Source organism: Erwinia sp. GW821-FHT03D09, from assembly GCF_059420805.1.
The window spans coordinates 228175-247862 of the sequence record NZ_JBWKUK010000006.1; the positions used below are offsets into that span (position 1 = coordinate 228175).

Consider the following 19688-nt stretch of genomic DNA (forward strand, 5'->3'; position numbering starts at 1 on the left):
CCGTCGTTTGGTTAACCCTGATCTTTTAGTCCCACCAGACGTCGAAAAGTTCGGTGACTTTCACGTCATTCAGCTTACGCGCTTCCAGCCAGTTACGGACCAGTTCGCGGTGCTCATCGGTGCATTTACCGATTTTCTGCAGGCAGATCAGACCTTCCCACTGCAGATAGCCGCTGCCGTCAAACGCCAGGCCGTTAGGTTCGATCACTTCTTCGATCAGGGCATCAACGGTGCTGTCGATGCTCTCTCCGCTGGTACCTTCTGCGAAGCTGAAGCCCACGGAGAAACCTAACTCCTGGAACTCATCAATGTGCATTTTCTTACGAAGACGACGACTGCGTTGTGTAGCCATTATTTAACCCTCTCGAACATCAGATCCCACACACCGTGGCCAAGACGCTGACCGCGCTGCTCAAATTTCGTTAGCGGACGCGACTCCGGGCGTTCCACCCAGTTAGCCGTTTCCGACAGATTCTTATAACCGTCAATACTGCTCATCACTTCCAGCATATGCTCGGCATAGGCTTCCCAGTCGGTTGCCATGTGAAACACGCCGCCCAACTTCAGCTTGCGCATTACGCGCTCGGCAAACGGTACCTGCACGATGCGGCGCTTGTTGTGGCGCGCTTTATGCCACGGGTCCGGGAAGAACAGCTGCACCATGCGCAGGGCGTTATCCGGGATCATATTTTCCAGCACTTCCACCGCATCGTGACACATCACCCGCAGGTTCGTCACCCCGGCTTCTTCCGCCGTTGCCAGACAGGCACCCACGCCGGGTGAATGCACTTCAATACCGAGGAAATTCTGATGCGGATTACTCGCCGCCATACTGACCAGCGATGCCCCCATGCCAAAACCGATTTCCAGCACGACCGGCGCATTGCGACCAAACAGAGTGGTGAAATCGATCGGCTCCGGCTGATATTCCACGCCCATTACCGGCCACAGCGTATCCAGCGCCTGCTGCTGACCTTTGGTCAGGCGACCCTGGCGGCGCACAAAGCTGCGGATACGGCGCATTGCGCGGCCATTTTCATCGAATTCCAGTGAGATAACATCGTTTTTCATCGTTCTGCCTGCCGCTGTGCACTTTGGAAAGCGGGCATTATGCCTTCAGCGGGTGAAAACATAAAGATCGCCCTGCCAACGGAATGGTATTGCCCGAATGGCTGCCAGTATAGCTGCTGCCAGCCTTTCAGCCAGTGGAGATCGCCCGTCGAAGGCGCTTCCTTTCGCTTAAGGGCAAGAAAGTGGCAGAAAGCCCCTGTCCAATAACAAAATGCAGCGATTATCCGGTTTACACACCCTTTGGTCTGTGCTGGAATTCCTGCCTGATTTAACTGAAATAAGAGATCGTGGTTTACATGATGCAAGCGTCGCAGTTCGCACAGCAGGTACTGGACTGGTATCAGCTCTATGGCCGTAAAACCCTGCCGTGGCAGCTGGATAAAACCCCTTATACCGTCTGGCTCTCTGAAGTGATGCTGCAGCAGACGCAGGTAGCCACGGTGATCCCCTACTTCGAGCGCTTTATCGCGCGTTTCCCTACCGTCAGCGATCTGGCCGCTGCGCCGCTGGATGAGATTCTGCATCTGTGGACCGGCCTCGGCTACTATGCCCGCGCCCGCAATCTGCACAAGGCGGCAAAAACGGTGGTGGAAAAACACGGCGGCATCTTCCCGCAAACTTTTGAAGAAGTTGCCGACCTGCCGGGCGTTGGCCGTTCCACCGCCGGGGCGATCCTTTCCCTCTCGCTGGGCAAGCATTTCCCGATCCTCGACGGGAATGTAAAGCGCGTGCTGGCCCGCTGCTATGCCGTTGACGGCTGGCCGGGTAAGAAGGACGTAGAAAAGCGCCTGTGGCAGGTCAGCACCGAGGTGACGCCGGCGGTTGGCGTCAGCCAGTTTAATCAGGCGATGATGGATCTTGGCGCAATGGTCTGTACCCGCTCTAAACCCAAATGCGAGATCTGCCCGCTGAAGAACGGCTGCATCGCCACCGCTCACGGCAGCTGGGCAAAATACCCCGGCAAAAAACCGAAACAGACTATCCCGGAGCGCACCGGCTGGCTGCTGCTGATGCAGCAGGGCCAGCACGCCTGGCTGGAGCAGCGCCCGCCGGTCGGCCTGTGGGGCGGGCTATACTGTTTCCCACAGTTCGCCACCGAAGAAGAGCTGCGCAAGGCGCTTCGCCTGCGCGGCATTGACGATCGGCATCTGCGCCAGATGATCGCCTTCCGCCATACCTTCAGCCATTTCCATCTGGATATTGTGCCTATGTGGCTGGATCTGCCATCGCCCCGTGCGGCAATGGATGATGGTCCGGGTCTCTGGTATAACTTAGCGCAGCCGCCCTCCGTGGGGCTGGCCGCGCCGGTAGAGCGCCTGCTACAGCAGCTGCGCCAGCCACAACACATGGTGCTGAGTGCTCGCGCTACAGAAGAAGAGGAAGAGTAATGAGCAGAACTATTTTTTGCACGTTCCTGCAACGTGACGCCGATGGGCAGGATTTCCAGCTTTACCCGGGCGATCTGGGTAAGCGCATCTATAACGAGATTTCAAAAGAAGCCTGGTCTAAATGGATGGCCAAGCAGACCATGCTGATCAACGAAAAGAAACTCAGCATGATGAATCCTGAAGACCGTAAGCAGCTGGAGCAGGAGATGATCAAATTTCTGTTCGAAGGTAAAGAAGTGCATATCGAAGGTTACACACCGCCAGCAGAGTAACTCAACCTGACTGGCGAAGCAGGCATACGTTGGGCCTTGATGATGAGGCCCTTCTACATTGTGGGCAATACACTGAAAGATGAATAAGAAACTCCTGAGTTTGCTGATTATCGCACCGCTGCTGATCTCCTGTTCCGGCAAGAAGCAGAATGCCAGCCATGAAGAATGGGTAAAGGATACCAACGGCTTTAATATTTTGATGGGACAGTTCGCCCACAACATCGAAAATATCTGGGGTATGAATGAGGTGCTGATCGCCGGTCCAAAAGACTACGTGAAGTACAGCGATCAATACTACACTCGCAGCCACATCAACTTTGACGCCGGTAGCATCACCATTGAGACGATTGCCGGTACCGATCCCATGGCCAGCCTGCGCCAGGCGATTATTACCACCTTGCTGATCGGTGACGATCCGGGCAATGTCGATCTCTATTCCGACGCCAACGATATTCAGATCAGTCGCGAGCCGCTGCTTTACGGCCAGGTGCTGGATAACACTGGCCAGCCGATTCGCTGGCAGGGCCGCGCCGGAAATTTTGCAGACTATCTGATTAAGAACAAGCTCCAGCGCCGCACCTCAGGGCTGCACGTGATCTGGTCCGTAACCATTCCGATGGTGCCGAACCACCTTGATAAGCGCGCGCACAAATATCTGCCGCTGGTACGTCAGGCCGCGGAAAAATACGGCGTTGATCAGTCGCTGATTCTGGCGATTATGCAGATCGAATCGAGCTTCAACCCCTATGCGGTCAGCCATGCCGATGCGCTGGGACTGATGCAGGTAGTTCAGCACACTGCAGGCGTTGACGTGTTCCGCATGAAGGGTAAATGGGGCAAACCAAGCCGCAGCTACCTGCTCGATCCGGCCAATAACATTGATGCCGGTGCGGCGTATCTGTCGCTGCTGCAGGGTAACTACCTTGCCGGTATCAGCAACCCGACCTCGCGCCGCTATGCGGTCATTACCGCCTATAACGGTGGTGCGGGCAGCGTGCTGCGAGTGTTCTCCAGCGATAAGGACACCGCCTTTAGCAAGATTAACAATCTGTCGCCGTCGGACGTTTATCAGCAGCTGACCACCAGCCACCCTTCCGCTGAGTCTCGTCGTTATCTGTATAAAGTGAATAACGCGCAGAAGAGCTATCACCGCTACTAGCCTTATCCCTCGGGGCGCACGCTGCTGTGCCCCGGACTCCTTACCTTCGTCCACACGGCACCTGTCGCCATCATCAACTCCTCATATAAAATCACCAGATTTCGTTAATATCCCTTATGAATTAAATGTATTTTTCGTGTGCCATTTTCTCATTTTTATTTTGAGGCGATGCTATTTAGATTAATAACGAATTGATTAAACTGAATTAAAAACCTTAAATAGCAATAAACAGACAAAGATGGCCTGATTGACACTTTCGCCAGGCCTTGAAATATCATTAAATCAATCGAATGAAACTGAGATACTCATAACGTATTGATAATCCATAACGTTCGTGAGGAATAGTACGCTCCTCAGACTGTTTACGCCGGTTCACGGTACGATTTGCCGCCCGGTCCAATATTTAGGCAGGTTCACACCAAGAGATGAGGTCACTGTGGAGCAAAGGGATTCCGCCGGGATGTTAGGGCTAACAGCTACACGCGCAAGAACGCGTCGCTTACTGATTGAAACCGCTATGCGATTATTTGATAGCGGTGCTTTCCCCTCTATAACTGAAGTCGCCCATGAGGCGCAGCTTTCGCGGGCCACCGCCTACCGCTATTTTCCTACTCAAAGTGCGCTGGTGTCGGCGATTGTTTCCGAGACGCTTGGCCCAATTAAAAACTGGCAGCCGACCCGGCAGGATGCCACCGGGCGCATTGAAGAGCTGTTCAGTTTCGCCTTTCCTCACATGCTGCAACACGAGGGCACGCTGCGCGCTGCGCTTCACCTGTCACTGACCCAGTGGGCGCAGGAACAGGCTACCGACGCCTTTCCGATCAAGGAGAAGCTGGTGCGTGGCAACCGCAAAGCCATCCTCGCTCAGGTGGTTAAACCGCTAGGTGACGAACTGCCGCCGGAGCTGATGGATCGGGTTATTCGCTCGCTATCGCTTGTTTATGGCTCGGAGATTTTTGTGGTGATGAAGGATATCTGGGGCTGCCATAACGACGAGCTGGAAGATATCGGTAAATGGATCGCTAATGCGATTGTGCGCCAGGCGCGGGAAGATGCACAGACAGCCTGAACCAGCCAGCCAGCCAGCCAGCCAGCCAGCCAGCCAGCCAGCCAGCCAGCCAGCCAGCCAGCCAGCCAGCCAGCCAGGATGATAATTTATCCTGGCTGACGATAGTCAACGTTTACTCGGTGATCACATAGCCATACAGCCGCTTGATGCCGTTTTCATCAGCCTCGGCATACACGCCCTGCAGTTCCGGCGAGAAGCCAGGCAGCAGGTTGAGCCCCTCTTCCAGCGCCAGGAAGTAGCTCTGCACCGCGCCGCCCCAGACTTCGCCGGGCACCACACACAGCACGCCCGGAGGATAAGGCAGTGCGCCTTCGGCGGCAATACGTCCTTCCGCCTGTGCAATCGGCACCAGCTCAACATTGCCGCGAATAAATTCGATGTTGGCATCCTGCGGATTCATCACCACTTTTGGCAGGCTCTGCTGGCGGAACATCGCCTTCTGCAGATCCTTCACTCCGTAGCTGACGTACAGCTGATGCATCTCAAGACACAGCCGACGCAGAGTGTAACCGGCGTAGCGCTTGACGTTCTTACGATAGATGGTCGGCAGCACGTCGCTCAACAACGCATCTTCCTTCACATGCTGTTCGAACTGCGCCAGCTTGGCCACCAGATGCGCCATCTTCTCCACGCTCTCCGCCGGAGTCAGCAGGAACAGGATTGAGTTCAGATCGCACTTCTCTGGCACCACCCCGTTTTCCCGCAGATAGTTCGCAAGAATAGTGGCCGGAATGCCGAACGAGGCATACTGTCCGCTGGCGGCGTCGATGCCCGGCGTAGTCAGCAGCAGTTTGCACGGGTCGATCAGATACTGATCTTTCTCATAGCCGGCAAAACCGTGCCACTCCGCACCCGGCGCAAAGCTAAAATAACGCGGGTCGCGGGCGATGGTTTCGGTTGGCGCATCCTGCCACGGCTTGCCGTCAACATCATCCGGGATAAACGGGCGGATTATTTCGCAGCGCGAGAGAATTGCCTTGCGGGTATCAATCCCCAGCGTGACGCACTCGTGCCACAGGCGGCGGCCCGCTTCGCCCTGATGCATTTTGGCATTGACGTCCAGTGCGGCAAACAGCGGATAAAACGGACTGGTTGAGGCATGCAGCATAAAGGCATTGTTCAGCCGCTTGTGGCTGCAAAAACGCTGCTGGCCGCGAATATGGTTATCTTTTTTGTGGATCTGCGAGGTCTGCGAGAACCCGGCCTGCTGCTTATGCACCGACTGGGTGACAAAGATCCCCGGATCTTCCGGCTTCAGATCGAGCAGCAGCGGCGAACAGGCTTCCATCACCGGAATAAACTGCTCGTAGCCGACCCACGCCGAGTCAAACAGGATGTAGTCACACAGGTGCCCGATGCTGTCGATCACCTTACGGGCGTTGTAAACCGTGCCGTCGTAGGTGCCCAACTGGATCACCGCCAGGCGGAACGGGCGCTCATGCTGCGCGCGGTCTGGCGCTATCTGACGGATCTGATTGCGGATATAGGTCTCATCAAAGCAGTGCGCATCAATACCGCCAATAAAGCCGAACGGGTTACGCGCCGTTTCCAGATACATCGGCGTAGCCCCGGCCTGGATCAGCGCACCGTGGTGGTTCGACTTATGGTTGTTGCGGTCAAACAGCACCAGATCACCACGCGTCAGCAGCGCGTTGGTCACCACTTTGTTGGCGCTGGAGGTGCCATTCAGCACAAAGTACGTTTTGTCGGCGTTAAACACCTTCGCAGCAAACTTCTGTGCGTGCTTGGCCGATCCTTCGTGGATCAGCAGATCGCCGAGCTTCACATCGGCGTTGCACATATCGGCGCGGAAGACGTTTTCACCGAAGAAATCGAAGAACTGCCGCCCCGCCGGGTGTTTTTTAAAGAACGCGCCGCCCTGATGACCGGGGCAGGCGAAGGTGCTGTTGTCCATCGCCACGTACTTGGTCAGCGTATTAAAGAACGGCGGCAGCAGCCCGATCTGATACTGTGCGGCGGCGGCTTCCAGGCGGATTGCATCGTCGGCGGCACCGTTCAGAATACCGGTCACTTCCGGCAGCTCCTGCTCCTGGGCCTGCTCCGGATAATCCAGCGCGATAAACACCGGCAGGTTAAAGCCGGTGTGGCGCAGCAACGCCAGCATACCGCTACGCGAGTCGGCTACGGAGACGACCACGGCCGCCACGTCGGTAAAGTCCGTTTTCTCCAGCGTAACGACTTCGCGTCCGGTCTGAAGGTGGATGGCAACGGTAGTACTGGCTGCAATTTTTAATGGTGTCATAACACAAATCCTCAGGCGGCAAGGATGAGTGGGTGCCAGAGGCACACAATAGGAACGCGAGCAGAGCACGGCATTCCCGGCGAAAGGTGTCAGAAAGCTGTCAGCAGAATGGGTATCCGCTTCGACCGCCAGACATCAGTAAAATCAGATCGCACCTGTTTTTACTGATGGCCAAAAGTAAAGCGTATGAAAACCTCACCGCATGGTGAGAGATTTTATCGACAAGGTGTGACAAAGCGGAGATCGGCAGGCGCACGGCATCATCAGATGACGGGTAACAGTGCTGATATGCAGCAGTGAACCTCTCATGGCAGCGACCTCAAAGTAGAATGGATGCGGCTAACGCAAAATTTGCGCAATAATGGCATCTTTTAAAGGCAGGTACAACCCGCTCTGGGCAGTTAATTATGCATAAAAAGTGAGGAAACATTCAGTCGCGCATAGCCGGTCGCAATCGCGAAAATGGACGGTTTACGTAGTAAAAAAGCAGCGGCGGAAAAATAGCCGTGTGTTAGCCAGGGAATAGACACCCGGTCAGCGAAATGAAAATTGCCCTGCCGCAGGCTAAAGCGTAATCCTTTCACCCTTTCACTATTCACCTTTGATTCTGCGCCCTTCATCCTTCGTCCATCCTGCATTCTGCATTCTGCATTCTGCATTCTGTAATCCTGAGATTCAGCACTCCTTCGCGCAACGTCTGGGAACTTAATCGCCTGAAAGGCCATATTTTGCCATCTTTGATGAAAAAGAGTGCAATCAGTCTGATTTCCAACATAAAGCCATTGACGCCACAGGCCGGTTACGGTTTAATGCGCCCCGTTGCCCGAATAGCTCAGTCGGTAGAGCAGGGGATTGAAAATCCCCGTGTCCCTGGTTCGATTCCGGGTTCGGGCACCACTTATTTGCATCAAAGCACGCTGGTTAAGAGATGAGATCCTTAACGGGCGGTTAATACAGAACCGGTAGATAGATGTCAAAGTGGTTTTCTAGGTATTTACACTCTGGCGTTGATATTAGGTTCATCTAGAAAGGAGGCCTGTGGTGGTACACATGCCTCCTTTTCTCGATCACTGGTGATTTTTACAGCTTGTTAAAGTTATGTCAAGACGTGTCTGGCCTCTTCTTCACGTGTAGGGGTTAAATCCATATACAGTGACAGTTCGTCTTCCAACGCTCGCCCCGTGATCTTCAAATCCAGTTCGACGTATTCCAGGGTTGTGCTGACACTTCGATGCCCCAGCAATCCCTTTACCATTGCCAAATTACGATCGGGGGGATTTCATCATTTCAGTCGCCAAAGTATGTCTGAACCGATGGGGGGTTACCTTAAAACCACACTCTTTTGTCAGTCTGGTGAAAAACGAGCGAACGGGTTGTATAGCAGGTTCTGGGCCAACCTCACCCAATGGGTTGAGGAAACGTTTTACATCAAAAAGATAATCTTCCGGTTCTGCTCCTTGCGCGATGGCGCGATTAACAAGTATTCGCATACGGTCGCTCAGGAAGTTGACTATTGGCACCAGCCATTCCCTGTGTGTTTTGCTTCCCTTTTTACACAATAAAATAGAGTTAGTTTCAAGATTGGCGTCTTTTAAACGCACGTGTAACAGCTGATTCTGGCGCATACCTGTCGAACGCAGCACATCAAACACCGTACGCCAATACCACGCGGGATAGATCGCGCAAGGCCGGCATTGTCCTGGCCAGTGATTTTCGCGCTCTTCAAATTGCCCCAGCACCAGATTTACCTTAACCAACTGATCCCGGCTGAGGACTTTCTTCCGTTTACTTCCCGGTGGTACTTGTAATGGTCTAATGATCCCGGACACTTTGTTAGAGATATAATGAACAACGCTAACGAGGTGAGAATGCGCAGAAAAACGTTTACCCATGAGTTCAAGCAGGAATGTGTCAACTTGGTTCTGCAGCACAACACCGGATCCAGAACATGCCGTTGATGATTTTACGATGTTCTGCCCACGGGCGTCCGGCCCGCAGAGAAGTCGGAACGGTGGGCAGCAAGGGCTGAATTATTGCCCATGCCTCATCAGAAAGATCGTAGCGAGCCATAGTTCAATGTGTTGTGGGAATAGATGGTTACTATAGCTCAGGCAATTAAGGGACACAGCCTGGTTGAGCGTTTCATCACCATAAACCTTATTAATTTTCACTGGTATCTTCGAGTTTACCTTTAATATTCTCGTGTAATATATTTGCGGCCCTTGTACAAAGCTCAGCGAAAATAGCAATCTCTCCCTGCGACATGCAAGATGCCACCTGCTCAGCCATTATGCGCCTGCTGGATTCTGCCGAATTCAGGAACTCAACACCCTTTTCCGTAATCCGCGTCAGCATTTCTCGTTTGTCACTTTCTGCCGATTCCTGTTCAACAAAGTGCTTATCTTTCAACATCCTCAGGATCTTGGACATTTTACTACGCGCAAATCCGAGCTTTTCACCAATTGCGCTTGGAGTCATCGGCTGGAACTGACGCAAAATATACAACGTATCGTATTGTGGCCAGTTAATGCCATCAGGATTAATCAACGAGCGACGTGCAACAAGTACGCATTGCAAATCTCCTAAAGCATCTTTAAATTGACGATCCAATGATATTTCGCACCCGGAACCACTAGCCACTTTTTTTTTCATTTCCATACATTTTCCTGATGCCGCATACAATAAGTTAAGCTTACTATTTTACCACATCCCTTTAAGGAATGAAAAGTTATCATAACCTTCGCCCCCATTAATAACATAAAAACCATCCTGCTAACTTTGAAAGATATATTCTCTATTCAAAACATCCTCATAATCTATTAACTCAGTTATCCAGCCATCATTTATTTTAATCACATTAACATACAACAAAGAAAACTGTTTCCCATCAGGCAGAGTATTCCCATGCAGTTTATATTCAACAATGACGATATCGGGATTATTTGTATAGTGGAATCGTTCATCCTCTATGGATGTAAAGCGTAAGGGCGCAACACCAAAGCCATTAGCATAGTGCAAGCGAATATTATCACGCCCAACAATCACCTCCCTGTTGCGACGGAAAGGCAACGACAAACGTCCATTAACAGAGAAAAGGGATGCCAGCTTATCCGATGACTTCTCCATCACTGCCAAAATATATTGATCAAATAACGCCGGAACCATTGTATTATCCTCTTGATGAAATTGATAAACGGCTTGCTAGACAATTTCTTTCTGCCGCTGGAAATAAACAATCATACGTTTGAAAGTCTCCTCCGACAGCTCAGGAAAGCGCAAATCCAGTTGTGCAATACGCTTAGTCGTCTCTGTATTACCATAGGCGTTATCGCCAGTATCCAACAAATTCTCTTTAAAGAGATGAATGACCGGCCCCAGCGCAACCTCGCGCCCTTGGGTGACACGCAGCTCAAGTTGTTGCAACCACTCGCCGTCAGAAGTCGTTTCCAACGGATAGCCCAAAGAACGAATCGCCAGATACACCGGGTCAAACCGGATGCTCTGAGGATGGAAAATATGGAAGTTTTCCTGTCGAGTAGCCTCTGAACGCGCTAAGGCAACTATCGATTCAGCGACAAAGTCGACAGGCAGCAGGTCCGTTGATAGGGAAGACGGATCGGGCGCCAATCCCATCTGGATAAAGCTTTTTATCTGTCGCCACAAAAAATCATCGCTCTGGCAGGCCCCAGTTCGGCTGTCTCCGCCAATACGTCCGATGCGAAATACGTTAGCATCAAGTCCTTGTTCTCTGGCCTGTATAACATAGCGTTCAGCCACCCACTTACTTTGCGTATAACCAATCGACAGTGCTTCCGGATGCCCCGGCACACAATGTTCCACGATAGGCGATTCAGGATAGCGTGGAGAAAATACGGCGATGGTGGATAAATAGTGGAGCGTTTTTCGTCCGCCACAACCGCAGAAAGCTAAAATATTCAGCGTACCCTGCACATTTGACTGTTTTACCGAAGAATAAGAGAGCAAAAAATTAATCTGTGCGGCTGCATGGAATACCGTTTCCACTCGCTCTGCCAACCGACTATACGCGTCAGGGCTTAACCCTAAATAGCGCTGACCAATATCACCGAGGCAAACTTCAACCCGAGAAAAATCAATCTCATCGGCGATTCCGTAGCGCATCGCATTTTCACGCAAACGAGCCAAAGCGTGCTTATCTGTCCTGGCTCTTACCAGGCAAATCACGGATTGGGCCCCGGCCAATAGCAATGAACGCAGCAGGTAGATGCCCAAAAATCCTGTCGCCCCGGTGAGCAACGTTAGCCCAGGGGTTGAACACTCTCCCCCCTGCCAATGTATGCGTTCGTATCCATCCTGAACAAAGGAACGATCAACGGTATCGATGGGCCCCTTTTCACTGGCAATATAGCCATCGATGGACTCTGCCATAGCCGACAACGTCGGATGATTAAATAACAAACGTAGAGGAATATCGCAATCGAATGCCTTACGGAGCAGAAAAACCAGCTGCGTGGCCAACAAGGAATGTCCACCAATGGCGAAAAAATCATCGTGCAGTGCGATGTGACGACCCGGAAACAGCGTTTCCCATAGCGCCCTGACCTGCTCCTGCGTTTTCGTCAGAGACCGCTCTGGCATCTGCGCGGATGATTCAACAATAATATCCAGCTTAAGCAACGCTTTACGATCGATTTTCCCGCTAGGGGTAGTAGGCAGCTTATCCTGAAAGACCAACTCTGTGGGAACCATATACTCCGGCAGCACCAGGCGAAGGCCGCGTTTGATCTTATCCTTTTGATTGCTTTTATCATCCATTAAGCCAGCAATAAAAGCGACGAGCTGCTTGCTTCCTGAAGTATCTGCCCTGCCAACTACCGCTGAAACCTGCACGCCTTCCAGGGCATTGATGGCCGCTTCTACTTCAGACGGTTCGATCCTAAAACCGCGAATTTTTAACTGATTGTCTATCCTGCCAAGGTAGCTGAACCGATCGTCATGCTCCAGCCTCACCAGATCACCGGTACGATATGCGTGGCAACTTTGTGTGGCAAAGCCCTCAGCAGAGATAAAACGTCGAGCGCTTTCTTCACTTTTATTGTGATAGCCGGGAGAGAGAAAATCGCTAACGATGAGCAGTTCACCGGCGACACCGGCGGGAACCAGCTGCCGATGCTCATCCACCACCAACAGAGTAAATCCGGGTAGAGGGTAACCAATGGACGCTGCATCTCCCCATTTATCGCTTTCCGGTGGCAGCACATACGCGGAACAGACGTGACTTTCTGAGGGACCATAGAGATTAATCAAGCGAACGGATTGCCTGAAAAAATGTTTAATATCCGCGGTGAGTACGAGCTGTTCCCCGGTGGAGTAGACCTCTTTTAAACTCGGGAATTGCCTGTTGGCCAATGCGCTCAAATGCGCGAACTGTTGCAAAGCAACATAGGGAAAATAGAGACGATTAATCCCCTGCTCCTGGATAACCTCTTGCAGAAGATCCAGATCTCTCCGTTCTTCTTCACTGGCAATATATAAGCGCCCACCGCCGGCTAACGTGCCGAAGATCTCCTGAACCGATACATCAAAAGAAAGTGACATAAAATGCAGAGTACAATCTCCTTGACCGCACTCAGATACATCTCGTTGCCACTTAATCAGGTTATTGAGCGTTTTATTTAATAACCGTACTCCCTTGGGCTGCCCGGTTGAACCTGATGTATAAATGATATACAGCTCATCGTCGGGCATTCTTTTGATATAAGACCATTCCCCAGGGTACTCCGGGGGAATATCATCGATTAACAACAGAGGTACGGAGCCAGACACTGGGAATTTTGCTACCAGCGATCGCGTCGTGGCGATGCAATCCACACTGGCGTCCTGCAACATATAACCAATTCGCTCTTGCGGGTATTGCGGATCGATCGGAATGTAGGCCGCGCCGGTTTTTAACACGCCAAACAGAGTGGCAATCGCCTCGGCATTCCTTTCCAGTAATAACGCAACACGTTTGCCAGGAGCGATATTTAACTGCTGCTGTAGGTAAGCGGCAATCTGACCTGAACGTTCCGCTAACCAACCATACGATCGTGTGCCATTAGCGGTAATTAACGCAGTATCCGCAGAGTGGCTTATAGCATGCTGATTGAAAGCCGCCAGGGCGTCAAATCGCCAGGCCTCCGCGCACGACTTAAGGCTAGATCGAACAACCAGTTCACGACTTAACGGTGCATCCAACAGCCTCAGGGATGACAGTAATACCTCGCCGTCCTCGCCCATCGCGCTCAATAAATGGCGAAAGATTTTCAACCAGTAGTCAACGGTCTGCGGGTGATACAACGCCGTCTTATACTCCAGCGTCAGCTTCCACTGCGGTTGTGCTTCAAAGAACAGCGTCAGATCGTATTTTGCCATCTGGCTAAAATAGTCATCCAGCATGACTTTAAAAGGCAAGTCGTTGAAAATATCGCCCCGGGTATCGGGCATAACCAACAGCGTTCTGAATAGTGGACTGTCCTGCCCCGTGTTTTCACGCGACAGTGCGACAATTTCATTGAAAGGGAGCAGCTTATTGAAATGTGCGCCAATAAAAGATTGACGCATCTTTGCAGCCAGCGTCCTGACCGTGTCATCTTCATTGACCTGCACGCGAACCGGCAGAGTATTGATCATATATCCCGGCGTTTCGGCAAACTCGCTGCGATCCCGCAGAGTAAAAGGCACGCCAACGGTAATATCGTTCTGCCCACTCATACGACTGAGGAAAAATTGCCAGCACATGGACATATACATAAATGGAGTCATTGACAACGATCTCGCGTGCCGCTGCAGTGAATCCGCTTCCTGTTCGTTCAGCGCCAGCATGGTATAGGCGGCTTTGGTATCTTCCCGAAGACGACGGGGAAAATCGACAGGGAGGTCCGACAATGGCGGAGCTGGATGCAGTGCCTGTCGCCAATAATCCCGCATATCTTCGCACTCCGCCGCCGCAAGGGATGCGACCTGCCAACGAGTAAATTCCTGATAGCTTCCCGTGCCGTTAAACGCTGGCAGAACGCGCTTCTCGTCAAGCGCACAATAGATTCGCAGCAAATCATGCAAGACAATACGTACTGAGGGGGCATCAATAATGATGTGGTGGAAGCAGCATGCTAACCAGGTTGTACCTGAGTCTGAACTGAGCATATTAATGATACTCAACGGACCCTCAGCCAATGATAAACGGCTAGCCGCCAGTTGTGCCGTGACAGATTCAGGGGTTTCCGTCTGCTCTGGTTGTCGATGGGAAAAAGAGAGATAGCCATCAGCGCCGATACGCTGTTGTAATTTACCGTCAAGATAAACAAAACGCGTTCTGAATATTTCATGGCGCAAGGTCAACTCAGCCACAGCGCGCTGCATAATATCAGCGTCCAGTGTCGCATTAACAGTCAGCAGCACCGGCACGTTATAGCATTGGGGCTGATCCAGCGTATTATCCAGCCACCACATTGCCTGCTGCCCGGGCGTAGCTGTCAGATACGTTACCGCACTTTCTCCACACTCCTTGTTCAAACAGCCCTTTATTGACTCGCCGCTACTGAATGATGGCATTTTATCCCCCTCTTAAAATTCCCTGTAAAATCCTTCCTGTTTGCTGGCAGTCCCTACTTCAGGTATTAGAGCTGTTGCCGTTGCCGAATGGTCTGAGCCAGCGCGGCAATAGTTCCGGCAGTGAAAATGTCCGCCGGCGAGACAGCCAAATTAAATGTCTTGCTTACCATTGACGCCAATTTTATGAAATGTAATGAGTTACCACCCTGGTCTAGTAAATTTTCGTGCGGGTTAATCGCCTCTGAATGAATAATCGCCTGCCAAATCGAGAGTAGCTGTTGCTCAACGTTGTCCATATTTACACCTGCTCCAGTAAAGAATTTTTTAACCGTAAACGATCTTTTTTACCGTTAGCGGCCATTGGCAGTACCGCCAGACGGCTAAATTTTTCAGGTATCATCCAGGCAGGAGCATGCATTGCGAGGTGATTCTTTAAATCCGCTACGGATAGCGCGTCATCCTGCGTGACATAACAAGCATGTAATCGCGGTTCATCCGGCGTCTCCTCTACCACAATCAGCACATCTTCTACAGCGTGATGTAAGCGCAACAGGTGCTCAATACCGGCGATATTGATGCGGAAGCCACGTATTTTACAAATATGGTTGCCTCGTCCGACCAGGACGATATTGCGATCCTGGTCGTAAGTTGCCCGATCATCGGTACGATAGAAAAGCACGTCAGTGCCTTGATACGGTATGGTGATAAACCTTTCCGCCGTCAGTTGCGGATCGGAATACCCCAGAGCCACTCCAGCCCCTGCGATAAATAATTCCCCATATTCACCGCAGGTACAGGGTTGCAACCGTTCATTGAATACCACCATCTCAACCAAAGGGAGTGGAGTACCAACCGGCACAGGAGATTCACTGGATAATTGCTCCTCCGACTGAATATGATAGAGAGACGAGATCGCTGAATTTTCCGTGCATCCTAATCCATTAAATATTTTGGCTTTACCGGCCTGCGCCACCACGCTAAATAAGCGAGGGTTGACAAAGTCTCCCGACACCACTACACAATCAGGTATATGCAGTGTTTCGACCGAAACCTCGACAAATAGCCGGAACAGCCCGCCAGAGAGGAATAGCATCGTCACGTTATCCGATTCGATCTGCCGTGCCAGGGCCATTAAATCTGGCAAGCCAGGCGGCACAATCGTCAGACATGCTCCGGTCAATAAAGCCATCCAGATTTCATTAGCTGAGGCAGCGAAAGAAATATCTGCAATTTGCAAATAGCAGTCCCGCTCGCTGTTCCCCAACGCCGGTACCGGCAGACCCAGTCTGGCAATCCCGCGATGAGCAATCAGTACGCTTTTCGGTTTTCCTGTTGAACCAGAGGTCATCAATATGAGCGCCGGATCATCAGCGCTTAATACCGGGTAATTCCCGCTTCTTTGTTGAGTGCAGTTTTGTATCAGCGTCCTGCTCGACAAGACGTGCCATGCTCCGCCGGGCACGCTTGTTACATCATCGCTAATCAGGTATCTGGCTCCCGCCGCACTTAAAACCTCACCAATATAGCGCTCAGGACTATTCGAGTTCACGGGAACCATAACAGCGCCTATTTTCATGAGCGCCAGCATAAAAATATATAACTCCGGGCTACGTTCTATTTTTATTGCAACGATATCGCCTTTTATCAGGAAATTATTTTGCAATACTGCAGCCAGCGCTGAACATTGCTCAGCAAGTTCTCGATAGGTTATTTTTCTTTGATCGAAAATTAACGCAACCCTGTCCGGAAAACGCTGCGAAATCTCATCAAATATATCAGGGACAGCCTTTAACTGATAGACATATGCTGAATGCGTCATCACTCTCTCCTGGAGAATTAGGAACGTTCACACGCATAAAATCTTCTCTTGAAGAAGAAATTAAAGATCTAAAGAAATGCCGCCAGTTTACCGTGAAATGCCTCAAAGCAAGCACAGCAGAACAAGCAACATATAAGCAACACAAGCATAACCAAGCGTTGCTTTCAATAGTCTATCTTCGAACCCAATCCCCAGTCAATTTGATTTCCAAAAAAAAATCATACAGCAAAAAACAAAAAAGCAAACAAAAATAATAAACAACAAAATCAATAAGTTAAAAACTCATAGATAAAATTCAAACTTTTTTGATTGACACAACGCACTCATTGGCGTGCAATATTTGTGCAACCCGTATCGTCTTTCATGTCCAGTAAACAGACAAGGAACAGCACTTTCTCATCGCTTTTTTGTTAAAAAACAAACGAAAAACCTGTTAAATTTCGAGTGAGAGATTAGAAATGACATCATTTCCTGGCAACAAGTCCAACTGGCAACAGCCGTTCTGGAGCGATAAGGACATGCTTGCCCTGGTCAAAAGTGAATTAGACACTCTTCCAGAATTATTAAGTTTTGAAGAAATAAGTGAATTCAATAAAGCATTAGCCGCCGTTTATGCAGGGAAAACAATGATATTTCAGGCGGGCGACTGCGCTGAAAGAATTTGCGAATCTGACGCGTTACATGTGCGGAAAAAATTGACCTTCCTTGAGCAAATGTCCCGCGAATTCTCAACACCGACGGGGCTGCCGATATTGACGGTAGGTAGAATTGCCGGTCAATATGCTAAACCACGCTCACAACAAAACGAAGTCGATGGCGACAGGGTACTTCCCGTGTGGCGCGGTGATTCAGTCAACCGGCCCGAAGCGACACCAGAAGCCAGGCGTAACGATCCGCAACGGATGCTGCTGAGCTATCGTGCTGCTGCGGAAACGCTGGCCGAAATTAAACGTTACGAACGGGAATATCCCCGCGATGTTCATCACATTTGGACCAGCCATGAAGCGCTGTTGCTGGACTATGAAACCACTCAAATCCGCACTAATCCCTACGGAGAATCATACTTAGCCAGCACCCATTGGCCCTGGATCGGCATTCGCACTCTTGCGCCTGACAGCCCACATATCGCCATGCTGGCGAATATCGCCAACCCTGTTGCCTGCAAGATTGACGCCACCGTAACGCCATCGTTCATCGCGGCACTTTGCCGACAACTCAATCCTCAGCGCATTCCTGGACGTCTGACTTTTATTTCGCGTTTTGGCCGTTCACACATTCATCGGCTGGGCGCGTTGATTCAGGCCGCACAAGCAACCGAAACGCCGGTGTTATGGATGTGCGATCCAATGCATGGGAATACCGGGAAAACGCGGGCGGGCAATAAACGCCGCGAGCTTAGCGACATGATGGCTGAAATCTCCGGTTTCCTGAGGCAGGTGAAATCACATAACGCCTGCGCCGCTGGACTCCATCTGGAAGCAACGCCGAACCCGGTCATCGAATGCTTCTGTGAAAATAATCACCCTGAAGAACATGAACTTAAGCAAATTCTCTGCGACCCACGCCTGAACGTAGCGCAAACGCAGATGTTATTAACTCACTGGAAAGAGGGACAACATGACCTTTGATAAAGATTATATTGCCGTTATTACCGGCGCATGCGGTGGCATTGGCGAGTCCGTTGCCCACGCGCTGGCGAAAGAAGGGCTTTCACTAGCGCTTCTTGATAATAACGCCACTCAGCTGGCAACCCTTGTAGCCACACTACAAAATAACCATCCGCAGCTCATTGCTGGCTTTACTGTGGACGTTGCCGACGACCGCTGCGTAGCAGAGGCCTTTACCGCAATCGGTCGCCAACTGGGCCCGGTAGGTTATCTGGTCAACGGCGCCGGCGTACTGTGCCACGCCAGCGTGGCCGAAACACAACCTCAGGATTGGGCGAAAACATTTGCCGTCAACGCGACTGGCGTATTTAACACCAGCCGCCATGCGGCCAATCTGATGATGGCTCAGCGTAAGGGCAGCATCGTAACTATCGCCTCAAATGCAGCGCGCGTGCCGCGGGCGACGATGGCCGCCTACTGCGCCTCAAAAGCCGCTGCCCAGGCATTTACCTATGCTCTGGGGCTGGAGGCCGCTCCGTATGGGATCCGTTGTAATATTGTCGCTCCCGGCTCAACCGATACGCCGATGCTGCGCGGCATGTGGCATAACGAAAGTGACAGGCAAAACACGCTCAACGGTAACCCACAACAATTTCGCATTGGTATTCCACTCAACAAAGTCGCCACGGCGGAAGAAATTGCTGCCGCGGTCTGCTTTTACCTGTGCGAAGAATCAGGGCAAACCACGCTATCAACGTTATTGGTCGACGGTGGTGCCGCACTCGGCAGCTGCTAAGCGTACAAGGATAATAACATGGAAAAGATACAGCCCTATCCATTGCCGACAGAACGTCAATTACCCAAATCAATTGCAGACTGGCGACCCAACAGTTCAAGAGCGGCGCTACTCATACATGATATGCAGCGTTATTTTCTCGATTTTTACACTGCTGACGCCTCGCCGATAGCGCAGGTCATCGACAACATCTACCGCTTGCTTAGCGTCGCCCGACGTCTGCATATTCCAGTATTTTATACTGCCCAACCCGGCGACATGACGCCACAACAGCGCGGCTTGCTGCACAGTCTATGGGGTTCAGGCATGAACGGCAGCCAGGAACATAAACAGATTGTTCCTCCGTTGACGCCTCTGGAAAATGAGTGGGTATTAACGAAGTGGCGTTACAGCGCCTTCTTTAACTCTCCTCTTCTTCGTACTTTGCACGAACTCAAATGCGATCAGCTGATCGTCTGCGGCGTTTACGCCCATATCGGTTGTTTGTGCACAGCGCAAGAGGCCTATTCCAATGATATCGAGACATTTTTTATTGCCGATGCGCTAGCCGATTTCTCCGAAGAAAAGCATCGTCTGGCGCTTGAGTTAGCTGCGGAAACCAGCTCAGTCGTGCTGTCAACCCGACAAGCTATCGACGCATTGGAACATTAAAGATCCTCACGGCACTCCAGG

Annotated in this window: 17 protein-coding genes, 1 tRNA gene and 2 pseudogenes; 9 read left to right on the forward strand and 11 right to left on the reverse strand. The window is 51.3% G+C overall.

The genetic code is table 11. The annotated features are described in order from the left end of the window. Positions 1–25: 25 nt before the first annotated feature. Entirely contained in the window at positions 26–352 is a 327-nt protein-coding gene (locus AC07U6_RS08030) for a YggL family protein (RefSeq protein WP_105592385.1), read from the reverse strand. Then, the gene (trmB, locus tag AC07U6_RS08035) at positions 352–1071 is read right to left on the reverse strand and encodes a tRNA (guanosine(46)-N7)-methyltransferase TrmB (RefSeq protein ID WP_494763756.1); all 720 of its coding nucleotides are present in this window, start codon (positions 1069–1071) and stop codon (positions 352–354) included. The genes AC07U6_RS08030 and trmB overlap by 1 nt, the downstream gene beginning before the upstream one ends. Positions 1072–1370: 299 nt before the next feature. Here trmB and mutY point away from each other — a divergent pair, with 299 nt between their 5' ends. The 4 genes from mutY to AC07U6_RS08055 all read left to right on the forward strand — a co-directional run bounded on the left by mutY (position 1371) and on the right by AC07U6_RS08055 (position 4959). Continuing rightward, entirely contained in the window at positions 1371–2459 is a 1089-nt protein-coding gene (gene mutY / locus AC07U6_RS08040) for an A/G-specific adenine glycosylase (protein WP_494764548.1), read from the forward strand. Further along, positions 2459–2731, forward strand: coding sequence for an oxidative damage protection protein (locus tag AC07U6_RS08045; protein WP_200546306.1), 273 nt, complete (start codon positions 2459–2461; stop codon positions 2729–2731). Before mutY ends, AC07U6_RS08045 begins: the two co-directional genes overlap by 1 nt. Positions 2732–2810: 79 nt before the next feature. After that, the gene (mltC, locus tag AC07U6_RS08050; RefSeq protein ID WP_494763757.1) at positions 2811–3890 is read left to right on the forward strand and encodes a membrane-bound lytic murein transglycosylase MltC; all 1080 of its coding nucleotides are present in this window, start codon (positions 2811–2813) and stop codon (positions 3888–3890) included. A 460-nt stretch (positions 3891–4350) separates the two neighbouring features. Continuing rightward, positions 4351–4959: a TetR/AcrR family transcriptional regulator gene (locus AC07U6_RS08055; protein ID WP_494763758.1), complete on the forward strand. Its 609-nt coding sequence runs from the start codon at positions 4351–4353 to the stop codon at positions 4957–4959. 112 nt (positions 4960–5071) lie between these two features. Here the strand turns inward: AC07U6_RS08055 and AC07U6_RS08060 are convergent, their stop codons facing one another. Together AC07U6_RS08060 and AC07U6_RS08065 are read right to left on the reverse strand one after the other, a co-directional pair. Next, entirely contained in the window at positions 5072–7222 is a 2151-nt protein-coding gene (locus tag AC07U6_RS08060; RefSeq protein ID WP_494763759.1) for an ornithine decarboxylase, read from the reverse strand. 401 nt (positions 7223–7623) lie between these two features. Beyond that, on the reverse strand, positions 7624–7881 hold the full coding sequence (locus AC07U6_RS08065) for a hypothetical protein (RefSeq protein ID WP_494763760.1): 258 nt from the start codon (positions 7879–7881) through the stop codon (positions 7624–7626). A 162-nt stretch (positions 7882–8043) separates the two neighbouring features. On the opposite strand from AC07U6_RS08065, the gene AC07U6_RS08070 reads away from it, so the two are divergent. Then, a tRNA-Phe gene (locus tag AC07U6_RS08070) sits at positions 8044–8119 on the forward strand. Between the two features lie 199 nt (positions 8120–8318). On the opposite strand, the pseudogene AC07U6_RS08075 reads toward AC07U6_RS08070, so the two are convergent. The 7 genes and pseudogenes from AC07U6_RS08075 to AC07U6_RS08105 form a co-directional block, all read right to left on the reverse strand. Further along, a pseudogene (locus AC07U6_RS08075) lies at positions 8319–9027 on the reverse strand (site-specific integrase); the annotation flags it as partial. A 118-nt stretch (positions 9028–9145) separates the two neighbouring features. Beyond that, positions 9146–9292, reverse strand: a pseudogene (locus AC07U6_RS08080) (transposase); the annotation flags it as partial. Between the two features lie 90 nt (positions 9293–9382). After that, on the reverse strand, positions 9383–9880 hold the full coding sequence (locus AC07U6_RS08085; RefSeq protein WP_494763761.1) for a MarR family winged helix-turn-helix transcriptional regulator: 498 nt from the start codon (positions 9878–9880) through the stop codon (positions 9383–9385). A 114-nt stretch (positions 9881–9994) separates the two neighbouring features. Then, on the reverse strand, positions 9995–10387 hold the full coding sequence (locus AC07U6_RS08090; RefSeq protein ID WP_494763762.1) for a nuclear transport factor 2 family protein: 393 nt from the start codon (positions 10385–10387) through the stop codon (positions 9995–9997). Positions 10388–10423: 36 nt separating this feature from the next. Beyond that, on the reverse strand, positions 10424–14794 hold the full coding sequence (locus tag AC07U6_RS08095; RefSeq protein ID WP_494763763.1) for a non-ribosomal peptide synthetase family protein: 4371 nt from the start codon (positions 14792–14794) through the stop codon (positions 10424–10426). A gap of 65 nt (positions 14795–14859) precedes the next feature. Then, positions 14860–15090 carry an acyl carrier protein gene (locus AC07U6_RS08100; RefSeq protein ID WP_494763764.1) on the reverse strand — a complete coding sequence of 77 codons (231 nt, stop codon included), beginning with the start codon at positions 15088–15090 and terminating at the stop codon, positions 14860–14862. A 2-nt stretch (positions 15091–15092) separates the two neighbouring features. After that, entirely contained in the window at positions 15093–16613 is a 1521-nt protein-coding gene (locus AC07U6_RS08105) for an amino acid adenylation domain-containing protein (protein ID WP_494763765.1), read from the reverse strand. Here AC07U6_RS08105 and AC07U6_RS08110 point away from each other — a divergent pair. The 4 genes from AC07U6_RS08110 (at position 16598) to AC07U6_RS08125 (ending at position 19667) form a co-directional block, all read left to right on the forward strand. Further along, entirely contained in the window at positions 16598–16867 is a 270-nt protein-coding gene (locus AC07U6_RS08110; protein WP_494763766.1) for a hypothetical protein, read from the forward strand. The genes AC07U6_RS08105 and AC07U6_RS08110 overlap by 16 nt on opposite strands. Positions 16868–17071: 204 nt before the next feature. After that, complete coding sequence (locus AC07U6_RS08115; RefSeq protein WP_494763767.1) at positions 17072–18241, forward strand: 3-deoxy-7-phosphoheptulonate synthase; 1170 nt, start codon at positions 17072–17074, stop codon at positions 18239–18241. Continuing rightward, positions 18231–19016 carry an SDR family NAD(P)-dependent oxidoreductase gene (locus AC07U6_RS08120; RefSeq protein WP_494763768.1) on the forward strand — a complete coding sequence of 262 codons (786 nt, stop codon included), beginning with the start codon at positions 18231–18233 and terminating at the stop codon, positions 19014–19016. Before AC07U6_RS08115 ends, AC07U6_RS08120 begins: the two co-directional genes overlap by 11 nt. An 18-nt stretch (positions 19017–19034) precedes the next feature. After that, positions 19035–19667, forward strand: coding sequence for an isochorismatase family protein (locus AC07U6_RS08125; protein WP_494763769.1), 633 nt, complete (start codon positions 19035–19037; stop codon positions 19665–19667). Positions 19668–19688 lie beyond the last annotated feature (21 nt).

Bases quoted from the DNA above. Each gene is read 5' to 3' on its own strand.
- AC07U6_RS08030 (WP_105592385.1), bottom strand. From the start codon at position 352: ATGGCTACACAACGCAGTCGTCGTCTTCGTAAGAAAATGCACATTGAT.
- trmB (WP_494763756.1), bottom strand. From the start codon at position 1,071: ATGAAAAACGATGTTATCTCACTGGAATTCGATGAAAATGGCCGCGCA.
- mutY (WP_494764548.1), top strand. From the start codon at position 1,371: ATGCAAGCGTCGCAGTTCGCACAGCAGGTACTGGACTGGTATCAGCTC.
- AC07U6_RS08045 (WP_200546306.1), top strand. From the start codon at position 2,459: ATGAGCAGAACTATTTTTTGCACGTTCCTGCAACGTGACGCCGATGGG.
- mltC (WP_494763757.1), top strand. From the start codon at position 2,811: ATGAATAAGAAACTCCTGAGTTTGCTGATTATCGCACCGCTGCTGATC.
- AC07U6_RS08055 (WP_494763758.1), top strand. From the start codon at position 4,351: ATGTTAGGGCTAACAGCTACACGCGCAAGAACGCGTCGCTTACTGATT.
- AC07U6_RS08060 (WP_494763759.1), bottom strand. From the start codon at position 7,222: ATGACACCATTAAAAATTGCAGCCAGTACTACCGTTGCCATCCACCTT.
- AC07U6_RS08065 (WP_494763760.1), bottom strand. From the start codon at position 7,881: ATGCAGAATGCAGAATGCAGAATGCAGGATGGACGAAGGATGAAGGGC.
- AC07U6_RS08085 (WP_494763761.1), bottom strand. From the start codon at position 9,880: ATGGAAATGAAAAAAAAAGTGGCTAGTGGTTCCGGGTGCGAAATATCA.
- AC07U6_RS08090 (WP_494763762.1), bottom strand. From the start codon at position 10,387: ATGGTTCCGGCGTTATTTGATCAATATATTTTGGCAGTGATGGAGAAG.
- AC07U6_RS08095 (WP_494763763.1), bottom strand. From the start codon at position 14,794: ATGCCATCATTCAGTAGCGGCGAGTCAATAAAGGGCTGTTTGAACAAG.
- AC07U6_RS08100 (WP_494763764.1), bottom strand. From the start codon at position 15,090: ATGGACAACGTTGAGCAACAGCTACTCTCGATTTGGCAGGCGATTATT.
- AC07U6_RS08110 (WP_494763766.1), top strand. From the start codon at position 16,598: ATGCTGAATGCGTCATCACTCTCTCCTGGAGAATTAGGAACGTTCACA.
- AC07U6_RS08105 (WP_494763765.1), bottom strand. From the start codon at position 16,613: ATGACGCATTCAGCATATGTCTATCAGTTAAAGGCTGTCCCTGATATA.
- AC07U6_RS08115 (WP_494763767.1), top strand. From the start codon at position 17,072: ATGACATCATTTCCTGGCAACAAGTCCAACTGGCAACAGCCGTTCTGG.
- AC07U6_RS08120 (WP_494763768.1), top strand. From the start codon at position 18,231: ATGACCTTTGATAAAGATTATATTGCCGTTATTACCGGCGCATGCGGT.
- AC07U6_RS08125 (WP_494763769.1), top strand. From the start codon at position 19,035: ATGGAAAAGATACAGCCCTATCCATTGCCGACAGAACGTCAATTACCC.